The following is a 21354-nucleotide window of genomic DNA, read 5'->3' as shown; positions in this document are numbered from 1 at the left end:
CGGGGAGAGGTTTGGAGAGGGGTTTATTTATACATTAAAAACTTTTCAAACATCCTCTCAGATCATCTTATGTTTACAAGATCAAAAAAGAAGTCGGGGATCTTACTGTTCACTATATGAAGAATAACACTTTTTCTAGACTTGCTCCTTTCATTCAAGAATACATTTATCTTCACAATTGGACAGAATTAAGACCAGTACAAATTGCGGCTTGTGAAGTTATATTTCAAACTGATGCTCATTTGCTCGTTGCTGCTGCCACTGCTGCGGGAAAAACAGAAGCGGCGTTTTTACCTATTTTAACTTTACTACAGGAAAAACCATCTAATACTATAGGTGTATTGTATATTAGTCCTATCAAAGCTTTAATTAATGACCAATTCCAACGCCTCAATGACTTATTAAAAACCGCAGATATTCCTGTATATTCTTGGCATGGCGATGTGGCTCAAAGTCGCAAAAACAAACTTTTAAAAAATCCTCAAGGTATTCTGCAAATTACACCGGAATCTTTAGAAAGTTTATTAATCAATAAACATCAAGAATTAAGTAGATTATTTGCTGATTTACGTTTTATTGTCATTGATGAAATTCACGCCTTTATGGGTTCAGAAAGAGGTTGTCAAATTCTTTGTCAATTACAAAGATTAGCCAATTTTACCAAAATTCAACCTAGACGCATTGGTTTATCCGCAACTCTCGGTGATTATTCAATGGCGGAAAAATGGTTAAGTTCAGGAACAGATAAACCAGTAATTACTCCAAATGTTGAAGCAGGAAAGCGACAAGTCAAACTAGCTTTAGAACATTTTTTTATTAATGAAGATATTGATGAATCTGATTATGAAGAATATATTTTTAATCTTACCAAATCTCGTAAATGTTTAATTTTTGCTAATAACCGAACTCAAACAGAATCTGTTATTTCTTCTTTGCGTAATATAGCACAAACAGCAGGATTTCCAGATATATATCATGTCCATCATGGTAGTATTTCTGCCAGCTTACGACAAACTGCGGAAAATGCTATGCGAGAAGCAAATACTCCTGCGGTGACAGCAGCAACTTTAACTTTAGAATTAGGTATAGATATCGGTTATTTAGAGCGAGTTATTCAGTTAGAATCACCGTTATCAGTTGCTAGTTTTTTACAAAGATTAGGACGTAGTGGAAGAAGAGGTGAAGCGGCAGATATGCGTTTTGTTTGTGCTGAAGAAAAACCATTATCAGAAGCTACTTTACCAGAACAAATTCCCTGGCAACTTTTACAATGTATCGCTATTATTCAACTTTATTTAGAAGAACGTTGGATAGAACCAATTACACCAATTAAATATCCTTTTAGTTTACTTTACCATCAAACCATGAGTATTTTAGCAGCAACGGGAGCAATTTCACCTGCTGCTTTAGCTCAACAAATTTTCAATTTATCACCTTTTGCTAATATTTCCCAAGATGATTATAAAACCTTACTTCGTTATTTAATTGATATTAATCACATTCAAAAAACGGAAACTGGTAAATTAATGATTGGTTTAGCAGGGGAAAAGATAGTTAATAAATTTCAGTTTTATGCTGTGTTTGCTGACTATCAAGAATATACTGTGAAACAAGGGACAACAGAAATAGGTAGTATTGCTACACCTCCTGCTGTGGGTAATCAATTTGGGTTAGCTGGTAAGAGTTGGGAAGTGTTAGAAGTTGATTTTAAAAAGCAGGTGATTTTAGTTAAACAATTTGAGGGTAAAGCTAATGGTAAAGATAATATTTATTGGCGTGGTGGTAGTGGGAATATTCATGGGAGAATTTTACAAAGAATGCGTCAGGTTTTGTTAGAAGATACAGAATATAGTTATTTACAAAAAAATGCTCAATTGCGTTTGCAGGAAGTGAGGAAATTATCTAGAAAATCAGGATTGGAGCAAAGTAATATTATCAAATTAGATAAAAATAAATGCTGCATCTTTCCTTGGATGGGTACGGTAGGTTATCGAACTTTAGAAAGATTATTAAATTGTTTTTGTCGAGAGTCGTTAGAAATGAGCAGTATTGGGGGGATAAATCCCTATTATTTGACTTTGAAATTAGGTAAGGATAAGTTTTCATCTGTTTATTCAGAAATAGTAGGTTTATGTGAACAGAGAATTACAGCAGAACATTTAGTGAGTCATGCAGAAGCACCGAAATTACAAAAATATGATCAGTTTATTCCTGATGAGTTGTTAAGAAAAGCGTTTGTTAATGATTATTTAGATATGGGAGAAATGAGGAAACAGGTTTTAAAATGGTGATTTTGGATCAGCAAAAATTGGATAATTTAAGTTGTATATTTAGGGCGGACAAGACTTGTACTCAGCTTGTCGAACCATGCCCAAACCACAAAATTTTGATAAAATTCTGATATGTAACATAAATTTGTTTTAACTCAGTCTATTTTGAAATGATGTATTCAAGTAATTCCACATCTACAGAAAAAACTGCTGTTGTGATTGGGGGAAGCATCGCCGGAATGTTGGCGGCTCAGGTGCTGACTCGGTATTTTGACCGTGTAATAATTGTAGAAAAGGACTTGCTAGGGTCAACTGCACAACCAGAAAAACGCCCTGGTGTTCCCCAATCTTTTCATGTTCATGCCCTACTGATACGGGGGCAACAGATTTTAGAACAATTGTTTCCTGGTATACTTGCTGAATTAGCAGAGTCAGGTACACCTTTTGTAAATTGGACAGCAGATGTTCCTTGGTTGGGTTCTAGCGGATGGTGTCCCCGTTTTCACTCTCATTTAGCTACCCACACCTGTAGCCGGAATTTGCTAGAGTGGATTATCCGCCAGCGTTTGGTGGCAAATGATCGTGTGAAATTGAGGTTAGGTACACAGGTAACTAGCTTTTTATCAAACGCGGACAAAACTCAGGTTACTGGTGTACGGATACGCACTGGTAATGAACCGGAAATAGAGATATTTGCGGATTTAGTGGTAGATGCAACTGGACGAACTTCGCGCACACCCCACTGGTTGCAAGAAATGGGCTATGAACCAACCCAGGAAACAATTGTTAATTCTTTTTTAGGCTACGCTAGTCGCTGGTATCAAATTCAATCAGATTTGCAAATAGATTGGCATTCAGTGTATATAACAGCACAACCACCAGGTACTCGTGGGGGTGTGATTTATAAAGTTGAAGGTAATCAGTGGATTGTGACACTGGTGGGTATAGGTCGAGATTATCCACCTACGGATGAGGGTGGTTTTTTGGAATTTGCTCGCAGTTTGCGATCGCCTATTATTTACGAAACCATCAAAAACGCTCAACCAATTTCACCAATTTACGCCTATAAACGCACAGAAAACTGTCTGCGTCATTATGAAAAACTGTCTCGCTTCCCAGAAAATTTAGTAGTAGTCGGTGATGCTGTTTGTAGCTTCAATCCTGTTTACGGTCAAGGTATGACTACCGCTGCTTTAGGTGCTGTAACTCTGGATGAATGTTTAAGTAAGCAAGAAAATTTAACTGGTCTATCTCGACGGTTTCAAAAACAACTTAACAAGGTAATTAGTATACCTTGGATGATTGCTACAGGTGAAGATTTCCGTTGGTCTACCACCGAGGGAGGTCAACCCAGTTTAATCAATCAAATGATGCAAAAATATTTAGAACAAGTGATGATATTACAAAGCAAAAGTGCGGCAGTTCATCAGTTGTTTTTAGAAGTAATTCACATGATCAAACCTCCCAGCGCATTTTTCCATCCCAGAATTTTCATGCAGGTTATGAGACAGGTTTTAACTGACCAGGTTCAAGGGGGAAATTTGAGTCATGGGGAGAATTTAGCAAAATCTCTACCTGCTGTTGTGGAGTAAGTTTTCAAAATTGATCATAATTTATCAGCTTTTGTGGGGTGGGCATCTTGCCCGCCTTAATTATGTGAAAATAAACTAAAAATAAACAAAAAATTCAATAATTATTAACGAGACCCCTGCTTCTCAAAGAATTAGGGTACTTGAGCAAAAGTAAAATTATATTAAAAAATTTTAAATATAAATACGTAAAAATACACAACTTTTGTAAAAATTTCCAAAAGTTATCTTATTCCTACAAAAAAACCAAAATTTTCATTTAATCTATAAATAACACTATTCAAAATCATCAAAATCATTATGCACAGATTATTATCTGGACCGTTGACTACAGAAAAATTAACGGTAAAAATTGCGGGTTTACCTGCATCATTACAAGGTAAAAAATTGGTGCAAATGTCAGATTTTCACTATGATGGTTTGCGCTTATCAGATAAAATGTTAGCAAGAGCGATCGCCATTACAAACCAAGCAAAACCAGACTTAATTTTATTAACCGGCGACTTCATCACCACCAGCACCGCAACCCTTGATCAACTAGCAAAATACCTGAAAAAATTGCAAAGTCGTCATGGTATTTATGCCGTACTGGGAAACCACGATTTATATTATAAAAATTCCCAAACTGAAGTTACAACTAAATTAACAAATATAGGTATTCATGTTCTTTGGAATCAAATTTCCTATCCATTAGGAAAAGAATTAGCAATTGTAGGACTAGCGGATTTTTACTCAAAAGAATTTAATCCTACACCAGTGATGAACCAACTAGATCCTGATACACCTTGCATAGTTTTATCCCATAACCCAGATACAGCAGAAATATTGCAAAAATGGCGTGTAGATTTGCAATTATCTGGTCATACTCACGGTGGACAAATCGTTATTCCTGGGTTCGGTCCTGTATTAATGATTCAACATAAAATTCTCAGAATAACACCCAAAAAATTACAAAATTTCCTACCATTTCTCAGAAAAAAACACCCTGTATTTAATCATTGGGAATGGTCACAAGGTTTCCATAAAATAGGCAAAAATCAACTATATGTTAATCGCGGTTTAGGTACTTATTTACCAGGACGTTTATTTTGTCCGCCAGAAGTGACTATCATTACTTTACAAAGTAAATAAAAATTGGCAGATCATAAAATATCTATCAGCTTTCAGCAGTCAATGTTTTAGAGGTTAAGCCAAAAATCACTATTTGATAATCTATCAATTTATCAAAAATTCTGACTCCTGACTTCTAAATTCTGACATTATTTTATTATAATTTTAAGAATTGTTAACTGTCAAAAATTAAGGTCATGAACGCAGCCGACGATAAAACAATAGTCCGCGAATACTTCAATTCTACAGGCTTTGACCGTTGGAAACGCATCTATGGAGATGGTGAGGTCAACAAAGTACAGCTAGATATCCGCACTGGACATCAACAAACCGTAGATACCGTCATCGGCTGGTTAAAAGATGATAACAATTTATCCCAGTTAACCATCTGCGATGCTGGGTGTGGTGTTGGTAGTCTCAGTATTCCCCTAGCTACTGAAGGTGCTAAGGTTTACGCCAGTGATATTTCCGCCAAAATGGTATCAGAAGCACAGGATAGAGCTGCATTAGCTTTAAAAAATACAGTTAATCCTGATTTTACAGTACAAGACTTAGAATCTTTAAATGGCAATTATCACACAGTTATTTGTTTGGATGTGCTGATTCATTACCCCCAAGAAAAAGCAGATGAAATGATTTCTCACCTGTGTTCTTTGGCACAATCACGCATAATGATTAGTTTTGCCCCGAAAACCTTTTTTCTGTCTATCCTCAAAAAAATAGGTACTTTCTTCCCAGGACCAAGTAAAACAACTCGTGCTTATTTACATCGTGAAGCAGATGTAGTGAAAATTCTGGAGAAAAATGGCTTTAAAATACAAAGAAAAGCTATGACTAGAACCCGTTTCTATTTTTCCCGCTTGTTAGAAGCTACAAGGTAAAAATTACTTGTTTTTCGTTCCCATACTCTGTATGGGAATGAATTGTAGCAGACTCTGGCTGCGATTAAATCAGAGGCAAAGCCTCTTTGTAACATTCCCAGTCTGAGACTGGGAACGAGATAACGAGATAAAAGTAAGAATTTTCTATTTTACTGGAAGCTTAAAGCAAGTAAGGTTAAAATCGCAAGCAAAGTCTAACTCTCAAGAAACTATGAAAACGGCGGAAAAATTGGCTGCTGGTTGGCTGCTTACACTCGGATTCATGTTTTTAACGACATCAGTAACAGCGGTAATTGCCAAAAATACCACATTCAAGCCTATCTTACCAGGGATAGAAGATGAAGCACTAGCCAAAGATTTTATCAATCACGAGGCACTATATCAACTTGATAATACAGCAGCCCAAGGGATCATGTTTGGTGTTCCTACGGCGTTATTGGGTGGATGGTTAGCATTAGGATTATACAAGCAAAGCCGACAAGATCAAAAAGCGTTGATACAACAAAAAAATCAGCATTTGCGATCGCAATTTTATCAAATATTACAAACAAATAATGGCAGAATTACATTGTTAGGTTTTGCCATGCAGTCACAGTTACCAGCCGCAGAAGCTAAAGAATATTTAGACCAAAAAGCTAAAGAATTTAATGCTAATTTTCAAGTCAATGAAGAAGGAGGGGTATCATATCACTTTGATCTTTAATGTCGCTTTGCTCATTTATAGCTAGGTAATAATGACACAGATTTTTTTAACCATAGCTGCTATTTTTGGCGGTTTATCTGTAGCTGCTGGTGCTTTCGGCGCTCATGCTTTGCGGGAAAAAGTCAGTGAAAGAATGTTGGAAATTTTCGACACTGGCGCACGTTATCAAATGTATCATGCCCTGGCATTGTTTTTAGTGGCTATCCTCATCAGTCGCTTTGAAACTCCACCTATAACTCTTTTATTTAGTGGGTGGTTATTTATTATTGGTGTCGTGATTTTTTCTGGTAGCTTGTATGCCATTACGTTTTCTGGTATAAAATCACTAGGAGCGATCGCACCATTAGGAGGAGTTTCATTAATGGCTGGTTGGGGTGCTTTAGCTATTACTGCTGCAACCATCAAATTTTGATACTTAATCAGTTATCAGAGTTCAATAATGGACAATTGACAATGGACAATTGACAGATTTTTTTGGTTTTTCCCCTTCAAAGGGTAGTTTTTAAACCTTGAATGAAACAATTATCAATTGTCAATTGTCAATTATCAATTGATAATAGGGTTTAGCAATACTAAACCCCTACTGACTCCTAAAATATTGCATTTAAAATATTGCATTATTCATAATCACCTTTGATTGTTTTATTACACTCTTATGTCTTCAATATCAGAAATAGCAGTTGAATTTAAAAATGTCAGTTTTAAAATTAATCACCGTCTTCTATTATCTAACCTAAATCTGAGTATTTATCAAGGAGAAGCATTAATTTTATTAGGGCGTAGTGGTAGCGGTAAAACCACAACTTTAAAATTAATCAATCATTTACTTACACCCACCCAAGGACAGGTTTTAGTACAGTCAAAACCAACTACCCAATGGGATGCAATTAAACTGAGAAGACGCATAGGTTATGTTATTCAAGAAACAGGTTTATTTCCTCATTTTACCGTCGCGGAAAATATTGGACTTGTACCATCTTTAGAAAAATGGTCAGCAAATAAAATTCAAACAAGAGTCCATGAAATGTTAGAATTAGTAGGTTTAGAACCTGGAAAATTTGCTCAACGTTATCCCCATCAACTATCAGGAGGCCAACGTCAACGAGTAGGAGTTGCTAGGGCTTTAGCCGCAGATCCACCTATACTATTAATGGATGAACCTTTTGGAGCTTTAGATCCTATTACTCGTTTAGAATTACAACAGCAATTTCAATATTTACAACAACAATTAGGAAAAACCGTGATATTTGTCACCCATGATATTCAAGAAGCTTTCTTTTTAGCTACAAGAATTGGTTTAATGTATGAAGGAAACTTGGTTGCTTTAGGTACAAGAAGAGAGTTTATTAAATCTCAACACCCTGAAGCACAAGCTTTTTTATCTTGTTTGAATGCTTTGAAAAATTGGGAAGAACTGAATTAAGCAAGGAGTCAGGAGTCAGGAGATCAAGGAGTCAGGAGTCAGAAGTGGGTAGTAAGGTTGAATTTAAACGCTTTATTAACTCTGAATTAATACTTCAAATACATCAATTAAAAACATCTAAAAATCAACAATCATGTTTTTATTTAAATATGCTTCAGAAATCATCCTTCGCAGTGGCGAACATTTAATATTAGTAGCTATATCCATGATAGTGGCCATTTCTATTGGTATTCCTTTGGGTATTTTTATCACCCGTCAACCAAAACTTGCACCTCCAATTTTGGGTTTAGCAAACGCTATCCAAACTATTCCCAGTTTAGCCATATTTGGGTTTTTAATCTCCGTTCCCTTTTTAGGAGGAATAGGTAAAAATCCCGCCATTTTTGCTTTAACTCTTTATGCTTTATTACCGATAATTCGTAATACTTACATTGGTATTAATGGTATCAATCCTGCTATTAAAGAAGCTGGAGTAGGGATGGGAATGACAGATCAAGAATTATTATTAAAAGTCGAAATTCCCCTAGCTTTACCAGTTATTTTAGCAGGTGTCAGAGTAGCAACTGTGATATCTGTAGGTATTGCCACTATTGCTGCTGCTATTGGTGGTGGTGGTTTGGGAATATTTATTTTTCGCGGTATTTCTACAGTTAATAATGAATTGATTTTAGCAGGTGCAATACCCGCAGCTTTTATTGCGTTGAGTGCAGATTTTGGATTAGGTTTTTTAGAAAAAACTCTCACTAAACAAACAGGTAATAAACCAAAAATTGCAATAATTTTAGGGATAATTATTTTTATAATATCTGGTTTAATTGTCTTTAATTTTCAGCAAACACCAGCCACAATTACTATTGGTTCAAAAAACTTTACTGAACAAGTAATTTTAGGAGAAATATTAGCACAAACAATAGAAAACAATACTAATTTAAAAGTAGACAGAAAGTTGAATTTAGGTGGTACATTTATTGCCCATGAAGCAGTAAAAGCGGGCAAAATAGCGGGTTATGTAGAATATACAGGTACTGCATTTGCAGCAGTTTTAAAAGAAAAAACCATTACAGATCCGCAAGTTGTTTATGAAAGAACTAAAAAAGCATATCAAGAAAAATATAATTTAACAGTCATGCAACCTTTGGGTTTTGAAAATACCTATGCGATGCTTATTCGTGCTGAAGATGCAAAAAAATTGCAAGTTAAAACCCTTTCAGAAATTGCTAAATATACTCCCCAAATGCAAGCAGGTTTTGGTTATGAATTTTTAGAACGTGCTGACGGTTATCCTGGTTTCTCAAAAACTTATGGCTTAAAATTTGCCAATATTAAACAAATGGAATTAGGGGTGATGTATCAAGCTTTAAAAGAAAAACAAGTTGATTTCATAGCTACAAATTCTACAGATGGGTTAATTCAAGTTTTAAATTTAGTGATGTTAGAAGATGATAAAAAATATTTTCCACCTTATGAAGCTGTACCTGTTTTCAATCAAGAAATTCTGGAAAAATATCCAGAGTTAGTAGAAACTATTAATAAATTAGCGGGTAAAATTTCTACAGCAGAAATACAGCAGATGAATTATCAAGTTGATAATCAATCTCAACCAGTGGAAGATGTGGTGAGGGAGTGGTTAAAATCTAAAAAAATATAAATTTATAAATATAAAATTTATAAAATTTATGAAAAAATCTTGCTGATACTACTACAAGTTAAGAATTATGCTAATATAGAAATAAGCAATATTTAACAGTAAACAAAATGAATACCTATCAAACTTATTTAACAATTGATAATTCTCAACAGGTAGTTATCTCTAATTTACCTTTTGCAGTAGGAACAAAGGTAGAAATCAAAATTCACGTAGTTGATGAAAAAAGATTAGCTGCTGCTAATCAGTTAAAGGATTTATTTAAAGAAATTCAATCTTTACCTTCTTCCCAAGAAATCACAGAAGAAGAAATTTGTGAAGAAATTGATGCTTACCGGAGAGGAGAATGAAGGTTATTATAGATACTAATATTCTCATATCTGCTGCTCTGAAAAATAAAGTCCCTGAACAAGTAGTTTTATTTGTTGCCTTTAATTTAGAGTATACTTGGTTAGTCTCAGAAGAAATTCTTGAAGAGTATCAATCAGTATTAAATAGAGAAAAGTTAAACATTAATTTAGATAGACGCAATCTTTTTCTAAAATGTGTAAAAGATGTTACTACTTTAATTAAAGTTGATAATACTATTGAGTTTAAAAGAGATAGAAAAGATGCCAAGTTTCTTAGCTGTGCTATAGCGTCTAAAGCTGATTTACTGATTACTGGGGATAAAGATTTTAGCGAAGCACAAGCACTAATTGAGACTAAAATTATCTCAGTTTCTCAGTTTAAGGAAACATATTTGTCTTGATGGGAATTTACTTTCAATTACAACTGTTCCTTGATTTTCTCAAATATCCAATCTGGTATAGCGTGTTCTGTACTATAAACAAAGTTATATTTCTGTTCTATTTCCTGCCACTTAATTCTCCTATCTGATAAAATTTCTTCAGTAAATATATCTAAAGCTTTACCTGTTAAACCTCGTTCTAAACATCTTTTCATCAATAACCGACTTTCCTCAATTTCTCCAATACATTCAAATGGTGTATGTTCACCTAAACCTACCATTTCTCGGAAAGTAGGAAGTAAGTCTACATCATCAAATAAGTTGTTTTTAAAAACTTCATTAACAATACTTTGTTGAGAAAATGCCATTAAACCTAACCAAACATAAGCACATTTAGGACATTTCTTACACCAAGGTTTCTGCACATTACAAGAATGTATTTTAGAGATAAATTCAGGGTATTTACTAAAGTTTTGAAAGATGCGATAATCATAAATTGGTTGTAAAATACTGAAGTATTTAAAGTTAGTTAATAGATGTTCTCTAATAAATTGATCTAAAATCTGTTCTGCTGCTAAACCTTTACCCCATTGATGATTAACTTCTTTATCTATTTCATCCCAAAATAAATTACCTGTATTTGCACTTTTTTCATGGGCTAAACATAGATAATTATATCCTTGATCTAACATTAAAATCAAAGATTCAAAAATAGAAACTGGTGTTTCTGGTGCAGTAATACCAGAATTTTCAGGAAAATATAGTTTCAGAAATGGAAAGTCTGTAAAATCATCAAAAATAGAGATTTGATGTTTAGAGGTAGGTTTAACACATTCTAAAACTTGGGAAATTAAATGATGTTGAAAATCAGCTTTTCCATAAACACTATGGGAATATTGCATAGAAGCAAAAGGAATACCTGCTTCCTCTAACATTTTCATAGCTAAAATGCTATCTTTTCCACCACCACAACCAGCGAGAATAGTTTGATGATTTCCTAAAATTTCCGCAGGTTGACTTACTCCTAATTTTTGAGAAGTGATAATTTCTGGTTGTTGATAGTCAGTGATATTATTTTCATACCAATGTTGTCCAAATACTCCTTGATAAATTTGCACAAATAAATCTAAAACCGCAGGTTCTAAATATTCAGCAATGACAGAAATATCATAATATTCAGGAAATAAAGAACATAATTTCATACCTTCAAATAAAGCAATATGAGAAACTATGCGCTGGATAAAAGGTTGAGAATATTTTTGCATCAACCCAGAAAAAGAAACATCATGATAGAAAATCTTTGTGGAAAATTGAAATTTATCTGCACTGTAGATAATTTCTAGATGATGTTCATGAACTTTCAAACTGTCAATTTTTATAACTGATATTTTCATGATTATAAAGTTATTTTTGATTTCATAATGTAGGTTGGATTGACATTAGGAAACCCAACATTGATCAGATGATTAACTTTTGTTGGGTTTCACTTTGTTCAACCCAAACTACGAAATTTACTATGGTTTAACCCAACCTACAAAATTAACTTTTGTTGGGTTTCACTTTGTTCAACCCAACCTACGAAATTTACCATCCCCAAGTACCTGGTTCACCTTTAAATGGTCCAACAATATCCGCAGTGATCCATCCGCCATAAAAATCACCAGATTGTGGTTTTACTAGCTCATCATTGACATAACAAGCATCCATTAAAGCTGCGATAAAACCATAGTATTCTTGAATGGGTAGAAAATCTGGTGTGGGGTTAAAATATCGCCAAGATGCAAAATTGATATACTTATCACCAATCTTGATATCATAATATTGATATGCACCTTTCCATTCACAAAGATTTTTCTTTGGTGTTTCTATTAAATGTTCTAGTTTGATGTCTTCTGGGGGGAAGTAATAGGTGGGAGGATGACTGGTTTCTAAAACTCTTTTTCCTCTGGTGGTTTCTGCTAAAACAATACCATTACAAATTACTTTCAGATGTTTGTCGGTATCTTGTAAAATTGCTGGACGGGGATAGTCCCAAACTGATTCTTGTCCTGGTTTTGGTGGTATAGGTTGTGGTCTGATCATTGTTAAATTACTTAATTAATGGGATATTTTTTTCACGCAGAGGCGCAGAGGCGCAGAGAGAAATAGAGTTATTGTTTAATGATTTTATCCCGGAGTTAAGCAACGCCGGAATTTTTATCATTACTTAGTTTACACTAGCAGAAAGTTTTGTGAGTCCTCCATGATAGTTGATGATTTTAGATTCTGCTTTACCGATTTGAGCTAGTCTAAATTGCCAATCGGAAATATCTTCATAGCTGAGATGGTGGGTGTCACAACTAGGAGTCCAGAAACCACCAATGATAGATGGATCATCAAAACGTAGTAGTCCTGATTTACGAATGTTTTCTCCTTGGGGTGTTCCGGGTATGGGAGAAATAGCGTAGGAAGCTACTTGAAATTCTAAGTCTGGGTTAATTTCTCTAAGTTGTTGATGAAGTTCTAATACTGCTTCTTCGAGACGAAGTAAACTATCTTGAGTATCATCAGGAAAACCAATAATTAAACCATAAACGATGACAGGAAGACCTACTCTGACGATCGCTTTCATCATTTCACAATGTTGTTGCCAGGGCAGGAGTTTTTTGTAAGATCCTGTACCGAAAACGGGACGTTCTGCGGGAATATAACCTAAAAATCCGCCAGCTTTGCCATCCCATCCCCACAGTGCTTCGATCAGTTCTTCGTCGGGTGTGAGGTCTGTGTTTTCGTAGTTGCGTCCTCTTCCTAATGTGGCTTTTCTCAGTTCTAAACCGTTAGGCCATAAAAGGGGCATTCCCATTTCTCTCGCTGCTGTGGTGATTTCGATAATTTCTTCTCTTCCGCCTGGAAATAAGACGCGGCCAAGAAATTGATCTGAACCCATGACTGTGCATTTTGCGCCGGCTTCTTTTTGTCGAGCAATCCAATTGATGGTAGTTTGGGGTGACATCCGGCGATAACCTGATGTGTAGGTGGGAGTTTGGCAAAAGTCACATTTGCGATCGCACCCAATGTCAGGATACACCGAACCTATGGGTACGAGGTCTTCTACAAAGGGTTCTTCTGAATATTCTTGTCCTAAACATTGTCTGGCTACATCTACCGATGGTAATGCCCATTCATCGGGACTCATGGCTTGTGGGCGTGTGGGATGATAAGTACCATCGGCTAATATTACTCCTGTGAGTTTTTCCCTGGGAGTTTTACCGAGTACATAGTCAAAAATCGGCCAGTTAGCTGCACCAGATTTATCAATTACTATTGCTGTTGCACCTGCGTCTAAATAATATTTGGGTTCTGCGATCGCATCTGAACCACCAACTACAACGGGTTTTCCTTTACTGGCAAAATGGGCGATCGCCATACAAGTTACTTGACGTTCTTGGGTATAATTAACAGTGATTCCCCAAGCATCATAAGTTTCAGGATCTATATCATAAATCCTTTGACCTACATAGGCTTTAGTCAAATTCATCCCTTTCCAAGTTACTTCTCCAAAGGGTTCTTTTGAATCACCGGCTTTGAGATTTACCAGTTGAGCATCAAAACCACCCGCTTGTAAATCTGCCATTAATACCTGTTTACTTAATAAGGTATTACGTCTATATAATGCCGTCCAATTATGTCCTTCTTCGTCATACAATCCCAAGGCGGGTACTTCAACTAATCCGATGCTTGGATTTTTTAATTTCATAAGAATCCTCTGTTAATCCTTGATAGTTTCAATTATTGATAACGGAGTTTCGCAACAGTGAGATTTATATTTTGATTCAACTTTTGTAGATTATCATTATTTTATACTGTGGGAGGAAAACTAACAACAAAACTTAATTAACTGCTTAATTTGCCTAAAATTCCTAAAAATGAGGTTTTGATATGTCAAGAACTTCAATAATGGACAATTATCAATTATCAATTGTCAATTGTCCATTGATAAAATACTAATCCTCACTCTTGGGAATAGTCGCCGGCAGTAAAATACCTTGGTTTTGAAAATTATCCATATAAAGTTTACGCAACACACGCTGAATATGCAGATGTTTTCCCGGTTTTACCTTAGTTAAGGTTCGTAATAACAAGTGAGATTCACTCAAACTTTCTACACCTTCTACAAAAGTTGCTTCCAGGACATCTAGATCACTGGCTTTTAATTGTTGTCCTATTTCCCCAATTACTTCATATATATGTGATAAATTAGAATCACAAGGTACATTGACTTCCACAACCGCAAATATATACTGTTTAGAATAATTAGTAATTGAACCAATATCACCATTACGAATAATATGTAATTGACCATTAGGATGTCTAATGCGGGTGGTTCTCAGTTCTATTGCTTCCACAGTACCCTCTACTGCTTTTTCTTCAGCTTTCCCAGCTTCAATATAGTCACCTACCAAATAGTAATTTTCAAAAAGAATAAAAAAGCCACAAACTATATCATTAATTAATGTCTGTGCGCCTAACCCCACAGCAATACCCACAATCCCCGCACCAGCTAAGATAGGAGTAGGATTAATATCAAGAATATAGAGAATAGAAACCGCAACACTAAAGTAGATAAAATATTGCAACAAACTCCGAAACAAAGGAATCAAAGTTAAACGTCTACTTCTTTGGGTTTCAGTCAAATTCTGGTTTTTTAACAGCACCTCCTCTAATAGTAAGTAAACCACCTCAAACATCACACGACTGAAGAAGATGATAGCGATGATTTGGATAATTTTTAGACCAAAGGTAGCCAATTTAGCTATTAACTGAACTTGCTGAATAACTAATGTGACTGTACAGACGTAAATCACAAATTCCAAACACCGCTTCAAAAAGGGAATCAGGTGTTGGAGTCGATCATAAAATCTCAGCAGGTTATCAGGACTGGAATATCTGACACTCAGAACATCTAGAGTATCAACAATTGCGGCCACTGCTTTGAGAATGAGTAATCCGACAGCAATAATCAGATAGATTCGGAGTCCAATATATAGATATTCTGAAACTACTGTGGGTAGTTTGAGAAATTGGGTACAAGCAATAATCACCCATAACCAAATTCCACCTCTAATCCTTTGATTGAGGGAGGTAAAAAAAGCATCTATACTTTCATCATCAGCTGTATTTTGGTCTAAGTTCTTGGCGCGATTACTAGCTATTTTTAACCAATGTTTAATAACTTTTAGAGCGATCGCCGCAGCAATTATCACACTAATACTTTGAGCAATACCAATTCCTAATGCCAGCCAAAATCCTGATGGAATACGACGGATCAGGGCTATTTTATATTGTTGGAGGTCTTCACCCTGATAGATCAGAAAACCATTAAAACCAACAATGAAAACACACAATAATATACAAATAAGCAATAACAAACCAGTAATATTGCGGCGCAGAATTTTGATTTTTATATCGTCGCCCTTCAATATTGATAATCTAACCAATAGCTTAAATAACTTACCTACAAGCCATCTGAATATTATAAAAACAATTATTAAAATACTGACTTCAGCTAAAGTAATTAATATGTTCATAATCAGGTAATTTGAGTATTATTTATGATGTCCAAATACCCAAATTTTCACAAAATTCGGGTATATCCATAACTGATTTTTTCAATTATTGCTGTTTGGCATCGGTTTGTATTTTTCTGGTTCTGTTCTCAACTCTACATACAGAGAATCAATACCCTCTTGCTCCAAAAGTTCCAAAATAGCTAAATTTAAGTTTTTCTCAGCATCAAAATACAAGTTATCATCATTTACAAATGCCATCAACTCAATTACACGGGCATTTTTTTCAATGTTTTTGAAACGCACGGTACACTTAGGAGACAAACCAGGAATAGATGTTGGCATTTGTTCAATAGCATCACAAATTCTCTCTGTTTGTTTTGCAGAAATACCATCTATTTTGAGAATTAAATTTAGACCCCACTTTAATTCTTCCCCTGGATTTTGTGACCAATTTTCTACAATTCCAGAAATCATGCGAGAATTGGGCATTTTCATGATTGAACCCCATTTAACTATATGTAATGTTGTGGTTCTAAATCCAATATCCAGTATTTGCACAAAACCATCTACCCCTGATATTCCTACCCAATCACCTTCACGATACAGATTATCAGAGTAGATAATCACTGTACAAAACCAGTCATAAACAATATCTTTGAACAGTAAACCTAAAGTGATACCAGCACCACCGAGTAAACCCACAAGTGCAGCAGCTGATTGTCCTAAAAATATTTCACTGATTTTAATTACTAATACAATAATTGCCGCTGATTGAAAAATTTTCGGCATCAAAGGTCTGAGTAATTCATCAAGCTCAGTCTCGGTTTGCAGGACAACATTAGCAATTAATTGACCTAAAATTGACGAAGCACGATAAACAACATAGCCAACAATGAAAATAACTATTAGGTTCAGACTCTTACCAATAGTATCCGTTAATTTAGAACCTAATTCCTCGGAAAGAATTTCCTTAATCAACCAAAATCCACCAATGAGAATTAGCCAGTTTAAAGCTGGCTTAATAATCGCAATTAATTCATCATCAAGGGTAGTTTCTGTTTTGCTTGTGAACTTTTCAATGGTTTTAATGATAACCGCTAAAACAAATCGTCTTAATGTTTGTGTAATCGTCAGTATGACAATAACAGCAGCAATTTTAGCTATGGGGATATTGGAATAGTTGATACTTTGTAAGGCATTTAATACAGTTTCCATGTGTGCCTCTTTTGGCTAAGTTAAATCTTGGATAAATATTTGAGTCGGTTAATTTTATAACATAGATAAATTCTCAGCACTCAAAACTTTATAAAAATTACAGATATATCTATCTATTTGTAATCTTGATTTATGAGTGCTGATATCAGCCTTATTCAACCTGACAAAGAATCAATCCAAACCATCCCTTTTCGTCTGTACAAGTTTTGATAGTTTTTAATCCTTTACTTTCTAGTTGTTGTGACATCTTTGTTAAATTAAACTTGCGAGAAATTTCTGTAAGTATGCTTTCTCCTCCTTCAAAAAATACTTTTAAATCCAAAGCTTCCAAAGTTACCCAATGGCTTTTTTGACAATGTAAATACATTTCAATTTGATTTTCTACCTCATTGTAAATTGCTTGATGTTTAAACAAACTAATGTCAAAATCACCTTGAAAACGCCAATTTAAATGAGAAAGCATATTCAAATTAAAAGCAGCAGTCACACATTGACTATCGTTATAAGCTGCTTCTAAAATATCCTTGGGTTTTTGTAAATCAATTCCTAACAAAAAGTAATCACCACTTTGTAAAGTGCGAGAAATTTGATTTAAAAAGCGATCGCATTCTTCTGGGTTAAAATTCCCTAGCGAACTTCCCAGAAAAAACAACATCCGCGACTGTAAATAATTACTTTCTAAATGCACCAAAGCTTGATCATAAGTTCCTAATAAACCATGAATTGCAATATCAGGATATTTCTCTTGTAACTGTAAAACGCTGGTTTTGAGAATACCCCCACTGACATCAATAGGAAGATAACGACAATTATCAGCTATTTTTTGATAAGCGTCTAATAAAAGTTGTGTTTTTGTAGAACTTCCACTTCCTAATTCTATCAACTCACAACAATTTGTAATTTCTGCAATTTCATCAGCATATTGTTGTAAAATCCATGCTTCTGTGCGGGTGGGATAGTATTCTGGTAAATCACAAATTTCTTCAAACAACAAAGAACCACGATCATCATAAAAGTATTTTGGTGGTAAAGTTTTTTGTTTTTTACTTAATCCCTCAATCACATCTTTACCATCAATAGCTAACTCTTGATAATGATGATCTAAAACTGTTAAAATTTGTGGGTTCAATGTTTCTGCAATCATGGTAAATATCCTGGGAGTTAACTGTTTACAATTTTTATTTTTCGTAATTTTGCGGTGTTTCAGACATATCTAAACAGTTTTCTATAACTGTCACCTGTCACCTGTCACCTGTCAACTAATTCAAACTTTCAGCAATTCTAAAACCAACGTGCTGATAGAAAAAAGGACGAAACCAATTTCGATAACATGGTAAAGCCATAGTACCATTAGTTGCCCAAGAACCACCTAACATCATTTGATGTCTATTATCAAAAAATGGCGCTGATTGATCTTCATACAGATAGTGGTTTTGAAATCCTGGTAAGGGGTAAAATATACTAGACAACCATTCCCAAACATTCCCCCGTAAGTCAAAAATACCTGATTTATTGTTTTTTGAACACATTCCTACTGGTGAAGGTGAAATATATTGTAAATTGAGATTGTACTTATTTTCTAAACCATCACCCCCAGAAAATTGTAAAGCTTGATTCCATTCTGCTTCTGTCATTAACCGAGTATTACCACCTTTCCAGCAACAGTAAGCTATAGCTTCATAATAATTGACTTCCACAGGCCAATCTAATGGTAAATCTATTTCATCAAAGGTAGCACGATAGCGGTATTTACCATTGTTTTTGTCCATAAAATCTGGTATCCAAAATTTTGGATGTTGCACATTATAGAGTTTCTTCCAATCCCTAGCTTCCAGCATCCAATATTCTAAATTTTCATAACCACCAGCTTGAACAAATTCTAAAAATTCCCCATTGGTGATTAAATTTTGACTGGCTAAAAACGGTTCAACTCCAATTTCTAAACTACCATATTCACTGTCCCAACCGAAAGTTAAATCATCATCTTTTTTACCTAATTTTACCACACCACCGGGAATTTTCATCATTTTATTATTAGGAGTTTTCCCATTTGTAGGCGCATAATTCCAACCTTGGGGGCGTTTTAATTGATCAACAGGTAATTGACGCAGTAACATGGATGAAGTTTCAAAATGAATGCGACTGTGTTCAATTCCCATTAATAAAGCCCATAAAGGATGTTGTTGATCAATGGGCAGATTTAAAGGTGTATTTTTGATAATGTTTGTAATTGCGGTTTTGGCTTTTTCTCGATATTGCCAAACTTGATCTACATCAGGCCAGACGATATCTTTTGTTGCTGCTTCTAGTTCATCTGGTGTTTCTGGATCAACACCAATTTCAAACAGAATTTCAAATTGAGGATGAATGCGCTTTTCTAATAAACCAACCCGAATTAATTTGTTGATGTAAAAAACTGCCGAATGTCCCAGATAAAAGATTAATTTGTTTCTTAAAGGATCAGGACAGCGGTAAAATGTATCTGTGCTAGTTATGCTTTTGAGTAGGGTTGCTTCTAGTTCCCAAGAATTTTCAAAATAGTTGAGCAGGTTTTCGGTACTACAATGATCTAGCTTGGGTATTTGAGTAGATGCTAAGTTATTCAGCCTGGGAATTGTTTGCATTTTATTATCTTGAGTTCTACCAAGGTGCGATGCACAACTTTTTATTATCCTTATTTTTAAATACCGCACATCGGTACATTTTTTTCATTGTTAACCAAAATTTAACTTTTTTGACATTTTTGCTGAAGAAAAGTTAAAATATCTTGTTTTGCGTAACATTTTATGGTCAAGTTTTCCGAATAACTACTAGTATATATACTTATTTGCCAAATTTTGTATTAATTACAAGAATATCTTGTTTCATTTACTCTACTTTTATCTATTAATAATCTGGTGGGAATTACCCACCAAGAAAAATCTAAATTCTTTTTCTACGTTTAGTTTCTGGTGTATTAATTGGTAAAGGTAAAACCTCAGCTTCACTGCTTTCTCTAGCAACACGAATTAATAATCCAGAAGCCACCAAACTAGCAATCATAGAATTACCACCATAACTAAACATTGGCAATGGTAAACCCGTTGTTGGTATCGCCCCCGTAGCCACACCAATATGTAATAATGATTGTCCAATAATCACCACAGTAATACCTATTGCCACCAGCCGATGGATAGAACTTTTTGCTTTCATGGCTACAATTAATCCTAAAGTAGCGAAGACAGCTAAAAGTAACAAAAATAGCATACTACCCACAAAACCAAATTCTTCAGCGAAGATGGCAAAGATAAAATCAGTATCTTGAATAGGGAGATAAAAAAGCTTTTGTTGAGAAAGTCCAAAACCCACACCCCAAGTTTTCCCTGTACCTACAGCTAATAAACTTTGTACCAACTGATAACCATCTCCGCTAGGATCTGCCCAAGGGTTAATGAAAGACATCACCCTTCGGCGTTGATATTCTTTGATAGTAATACTTAATAGGGCTAATAAAAATCCACCAATAGCTGTTCCTCCTAAGTATTTGTATGGTATTCCACCAGCTAGGGCAATTAACCAAACTGTGATTCCACAAAGTGCAGTTGTACTGAGGTTTGGTTGAGCTAAAATACCCAATAGCACCAGACAGAACACACCTAACCAGGAAAAACGAATTTCCCACGTTAATCTTTCCCAATGGCCAAACAGCCGCGCACTTTGCAATACTAAAAAGGGTTTAATCAATTCTGATGGTTGCAGGGGAATAGGACCGATCGCTATCCATCGTGCTGCGTCAAATGCTTTTTTTCCCACTCCGGGAATAAGAGTCACGAAAATTAACAACAAAAACAGAAATAAAAACCAATGAGATACCGCCAAAATTTTCCGTAAGGGAAGATTGACAATGATGTTGAATAGTATTAATGAAACTAATACCCAAATAATTTGACGCTGAAAATAATACATTCCATCACCCTGACGAGCATCAGCCACGGGATAGGATGCAGAAAAAAGTACAATTAAACCAACAGACAACCACACAAAGGTTAACCAGCGTAATAAACGCGCTTCCAAAGCCCAGCTGGCAACGGAACTATCAAAAATAGGGATTAATTGGCGTAAATTCACAAGTTACAGGAATAGCAACATAAGCTATTGTAGGTTTTAAGGTTTCATTTAGTCTAAAATAATTAGGACTTACGCAGGATTGAACTCAACACCTGATTCTTGCGTAGGGGTAATTCATGAATTACCCCTACT

Annotated in this window: 18 protein-coding genes; 10 read left to right on the top strand and 8 right to left on the bottom strand. The window is 35.0% G+C overall.

The genetic code is table 11. The features are described from left to right. Positions 1 to 116: 116 nt before the first annotated feature. From K2F26_RS19690 to K2F26_RS19645, 10 genes are all read left to right on the top strand, one after another. A complete protein-coding gene (locus K2F26_RS19690; RefSeq protein ID WP_220609150.1) occupies positions 117 to 2291 on the top strand; it encodes a DEAD/DEAH box helicase in 2175 nt (724 codons plus the stop codon). A gap of 149 nt (positions 2292 to 2440) precedes the next feature. Beyond that, positions 2441 to 3862 (top strand): FAD-dependent oxidoreductase, encoded by a 1422-nt coding sequence (locus K2F26_RS19685; RefSeq protein WP_367890314.1) that lies wholly within the window; start codon positions 2441 to 2443, stop codon positions 3860 to 3862. Between the two features lie 297 nt (positions 3863 to 4159). Then, positions 4160 to 4990: a metallophosphoesterase gene (locus K2F26_RS19680; RefSeq protein ID WP_220609149.1), complete on the top strand. Its 831-nt coding sequence runs from the start codon at positions 4160 to 4162 to the stop codon at positions 4988 to 4990. A 176-nt stretch (positions 4991 to 5166) separates the two neighbouring features. After that, positions 5167 to 5850: a magnesium protoporphyrin IX methyltransferase gene (gene bchM, locus K2F26_RS19675; RefSeq protein WP_220609148.1), complete on the top strand. Its 684-nt coding sequence runs from the start codon at positions 5167 to 5169 to the stop codon at positions 5848 to 5850. Positions 5851 to 6061: 211 nt separating this feature from the next. Further along, complete coding sequence (locus K2F26_RS19670) at positions 6062 to 6553, top strand: hypothetical protein (protein WP_220609147.1); 492 nt, start codon at positions 6062 to 6064, stop codon at positions 6551 to 6553. A 31-nt stretch (positions 6554 to 6584) separates the two neighbouring features. Next, on the top strand, positions 6585 to 6965 hold the full coding sequence (locus tag K2F26_RS19665; RefSeq protein ID WP_194051049.1) for a DUF423 domain-containing protein: 381 nt from the start codon (positions 6585 to 6587) through the stop codon (positions 6963 to 6965). 243 nt (positions 6966 to 7208) lie between these two features. Continuing rightward, positions 7209 to 7976 carry an ATP-binding cassette domain-containing protein gene (locus tag K2F26_RS19660; RefSeq protein ID WP_194051047.1) on the top strand — a complete coding sequence of 256 codons (768 nt, stop codon included), beginning with the start codon at positions 7209 to 7211 and terminating at the stop codon, positions 7974 to 7976. A 133-nt stretch (positions 7977 to 8109) separates the two neighbouring features. Continuing rightward, entirely contained in the window at positions 8110 to 9624 is a 1515-nt protein-coding gene (locus tag K2F26_RS19655; RefSeq protein WP_220609146.1) for a glycine betaine ABC transporter substrate-binding protein, read from the top strand. A gap of 107 nt (positions 9625 to 9731) precedes the next feature. Continuing rightward, entirely contained in the window at positions 9732 to 9971 is a 240-nt protein-coding gene (locus K2F26_RS19650; protein WP_194051034.1) for a hypothetical protein, read from the top strand. Next, positions 9968 to 10372: a putative toxin-antitoxin system toxin component, PIN family gene (locus K2F26_RS19645; protein WP_220609145.1), complete on the top strand. Its 405-nt coding sequence runs from the start codon at positions 9968 to 9970 to the stop codon at positions 10370 to 10372. The genes K2F26_RS19650 and K2F26_RS19645 overlap by 4 nt, the downstream gene beginning before the upstream one ends. Before the next feature lie 17 nt (positions 10373 to 10389). Here K2F26_RS19645 and K2F26_RS19640 read toward each other — a convergent pair whose 3' ends face one another. The 8 genes from K2F26_RS19640 to K2F26_RS19605 all read right to left on the bottom strand — a co-directional run bounded on the left by K2F26_RS19640 (position 10390) and on the right by K2F26_RS19605 (position 21222). Further along, positions 10390 to 11745, bottom strand: coding sequence for a MurL-like N-terminal domain-containing (locus K2F26_RS19640; protein ID WP_220609144.1), 1356 nt, complete (start codon positions 11743 to 11745; stop codon positions 10390 to 10392). A 190-nt stretch (positions 11746 to 11935) separates the two neighbouring features. After that, on the bottom strand, positions 11936 to 12433 hold the full coding sequence (locus K2F26_RS19635) for a DUF427 domain-containing protein (RefSeq protein ID WP_220609143.1): 498 nt from the start codon (positions 12431 to 12433) through the stop codon (positions 11936 to 11938). 124 nt (positions 12434 to 12557) lie between these two features. After that, positions 12558 to 14087 carry a radical SAM protein gene (locus tag K2F26_RS19630; protein ID WP_220609142.1) on the bottom strand — a complete coding sequence of 510 codons (1530 nt, stop codon included), beginning with the start codon at positions 14085 to 14087 and terminating at the stop codon, positions 12558 to 12560. Between the two features lie 247 nt (positions 14088 to 14334). Further along, on the bottom strand, positions 14335 to 15918 hold the full coding sequence (locus K2F26_RS19625; protein WP_220609141.1) for a mechanosensitive ion channel family protein: 1584 nt from the start codon (positions 15916 to 15918) through the stop codon (positions 14335 to 14337). Between the two features lie 81 nt (positions 15919 to 15999). Next, positions 16000 to 17115 carry a mechanosensitive ion channel family protein gene (locus K2F26_RS19620; RefSeq protein WP_220609140.1) on the bottom strand — a complete coding sequence of 372 codons (1116 nt, stop codon included), beginning with the start codon at positions 17113 to 17115 and terminating at the stop codon, positions 16000 to 16002. Positions 17116 to 17266: 151 nt separating this feature from the next. Next, the gene (gene egtD / locus K2F26_RS19615; RefSeq protein ID WP_220609139.1) at positions 17267 to 18259 is read right to left on the bottom strand and encodes an L-histidine N(alpha)-methyltransferase; all 993 of its coding nucleotides are present in this window, start codon (positions 18257 to 18259) and stop codon (positions 17267 to 17269) included. Between the two features lie 115 nt (positions 18260 to 18374). Then, positions 18375 to 19739: a 5-histidylcysteine sulfoxide synthase gene (gene ovoA, locus K2F26_RS19610; RefSeq protein WP_220609138.1), complete on the bottom strand. Its 1365-nt coding sequence runs from the start codon at positions 19737 to 19739 to the stop codon at positions 18375 to 18377. 298 nt (positions 19740 to 20037) lie between these two features. After that, positions 20038 to 21222, bottom strand: coding sequence for an FtsW/RodA/SpoVE family cell cycle protein (locus tag K2F26_RS19605; protein ID WP_220609137.1), 1185 nt, complete (start codon positions 21220 to 21222; stop codon positions 20038 to 20040). Between the last annotated feature and the right edge of the window lie 132 nt (positions 21223 to 21354).

This window comes from Sphaerospermopsis torques-reginae ITEP-024 (genome assembly GCF_019598945.1).
Taxonomy (GTDB): domain Bacteria; phylum Cyanobacteriota; class Cyanobacteriia; order Cyanobacteriales; family Nostocaceae; genus Sphaerospermopsis.
Note: the sequence above shows the minus strand (reverse complement) of the source record. Positions and strands in the feature narration are given on the sequence as shown.